The following is a 2,372-nucleotide window of genomic DNA, read 5'->3' as shown; positions in this document are numbered from 1 at the left end:
AGGACTGGAAATGAAAACGTCATCACCGTAGTGGGGTGTGGTGGTGATCGTGACAAGTCTAAGCGTCCGGTAATGGGTCATATCGCTTCCGAGTTGAGCAACAAGGCCATTTTCACTTCGGATAACCCCAGAACCGAACCCCCCGGGCTCATCATTGAAGAAATGGAAGCAGGGGTAGAGCCACAGAATACCAAGAAAATATTGTCTATAGAAAACCGGCGCCAGGCGATTAAAACTGCTTGCCAACTGGCACTGGCCAATGATATTATCCTGGTGGCGGGCAAAGGGCACGAAACCTATCAGGAGACCAATGGTAAACGGGAAGAGTTTGATGATTTTAAAATCGTCAGGGAAACCCTGGACACCTTGAACAAATAAGAAGAATGAACGCAACCCTTATACAGGACTAACATGCTTTACTATTTATTTGAATACTTAGAGCAGGAGTACCAGTTTCCCGGGGCAACTTTATTTCAGTTCCTCACCTTCCGGGCAGCTATGGCTGTGTTGCTGTCCCTGATTCTGGCTACGGTCTACGGCAAGCGGATCATCAACCTGTTAAAGCGAAAACAGATCGGGGAAACTGTACGCGATCTGGGACTGGACGGTCAGGAGCAAAAAGCCGGTACCCCAACAATGGGCGGGATCATCATCATTTTCTCTACCCTGATCCCGGTGGTCTTATTTGCTGACCTAAAAAACATATATGTCATCCTCCTGATCCTTACGACCATCTGGATGGGCATCATCGGCTTCATTGATGACTACATCAAGATATTTAAGAAGAACAAAAAAGGCCTTAAAGGCCGGTTTAAGGTTCTGGGGCAGGTGGTTTTGGGCCTGATGGTGGGAGCTACCCTTTATTTCCATCCTGAGGTCACTATGAAGGAGAAGAACAAAACCATCATCACAGAAAACTATACGGTTGAAGCGGTAGAGGGGGAAGAAATAAAATCAACTAAAACGAACATTCCCTTCTTTAAGAACAACGAGTTGGATTACAGTTCCCTTGTGGCCTGGATTGGCGAAGGAGCTGAAAAATATGCCTGGTTGATTTTCATCCCCATTGTGATCTTTATTGTAACGGCTGTTTCAAACGGGGCTAACCTTACGGATGGCATAGACGGTCTTGCAGCGGGGACTTCGGCCATAATTGTCCTTACCCTGGGGATTTTTGCCTGGGTATCCGGTAATATCATCTTTTCTGATTATCTGGATATTTTCTTTATCCCAAGGGCAGGGGAATTAGTGGTTTTCATAGCCGCCTTTGTAGGAGCCCTGGTTGGGTTTTTATGGTACAACGCCTTTCCTGCACAGGTATTTATGGGCGATACAGGCAGCCTTACCATTGGAGGGGTTATTGCTGTTATTGCCCTGATCGTGAGGAAGGAATTGCTGATTCCGCTCCTCTGTGGCATCTTTTTCGCCGAGTCCTTATCTGTTATGCTGCAGGTGAGCTATTTCAAGTATACCAAGAAAAGAACAGGGGAAGGGAAACGCATCTTCCTCATGTCACCATTACACCACCATTACCAAAAAAAGGGATATCACGAGAGCAAGATTGTAACCCGCTTCTGGATTACCGGGATCCTTCTTGCCATTATTACCATCGTGACGCTCAAAGTAAGGTAAGATGGAAAGGCTGGTCATACTTGGCGGAGGAGAAAGTGGCGTGGGTACGGCCATACTGGGAAAGAAAGAAGGATTTGAAGTTTTTCTCTCCGATATAGGGGAGATCAAAGAAGAATACAAGAACGTTCTTATACATCTTGGGATTGACTGGGAAGAAGGAAGGCACACGGAAAAAAAAATTCTAAGCGCCGATCTCGTCATGAAAAGTCCGGGTATCCCGGATACCGTGCCAATGGTAAAGCAACTGCTTGGACTGGGCATCCCGGTGATATCGGAGATTGAATTTGCCTCCCGGTACACCGATGCCTTTATCATCGGGATTACGGGAAGTAACGGAAAGACCACCACCACTATGCTCACCCACCACATTCTGAAGAACGGCGGGTTGAACGTAGGGATGGCCGGGAATATCGGGGACAGTTTTGCCCGTATGGTTGCCGAACAGGATTACCATTACTATGTGTTGGAGATCAGCAGTTTTCAGTTAGACGGTATACAGGATTTCAGGCCGGATATCGCAGTGATTACCAATATCACACCCGATCACCTGGACCGGTATGAGTATAAGTTTGAAAACTATATCGCTTCCAAGTTCCGCATTGCTATGAACCAAGCCAGCACGGATGCTTTTCTGTACGACAAGGACGATCCCGTAATAGCGGACTGGATGAAGCAGCATCCAATCCCATCCCTGACCTATCCCTTTTCCCTGGAGCAGGAGGTAGCAGAGGGAGCATGTA

Annotated in this window: 3 protein-coding genes; all 3 read left to right on the top strand. The window is 47.1% G+C overall.

The features are described from left to right. Positions 1-378: glutamate ligase domain-containing protein (locus AC4E7D_RS14035; protein WP_490174403.1), on the top strand; the 378-nt coding region annotated here is incomplete at its 5' end. Between the two features lie 33 nt (positions 379-411). Beyond that, the gene (gene mraY, locus AC4E7D_RS14030) at positions 412-1,632 is read left to right on the top strand and encodes a phospho-N-acetylmuramoyl-pentapeptide-transferase (RefSeq protein ID WP_490174402.1); all 1,221 of its coding nucleotides are present in this window, start codon (positions 412-414) and stop codon (positions 1,630-1,632) included. A 1-nt stretch (position 1,633) separates the two neighbouring features. After that, positions 1,634-2,372 (top strand): Mur ligase family protein (locus AC4E7D_RS14025; RefSeq protein ID WP_490174401.1); only part of this gene is annotated, 739 nt, incomplete at its 3' end.

The sequence above is a fragment of the Lentiprolixibacter sp. genome (assembly GCF_982873095.1).
This window is presented reverse-complemented; position numbering and strand designations above follow the sequence as displayed.

Bases quoted from the DNA above. Each gene is read 5' to 3' on its own strand.
- mraY (WP_490174402.1), top strand. From the start codon at position 412: ATGCTTTACTATTTATTTGAATACTTAGAGCAGGAGTACCAGTTTCCC.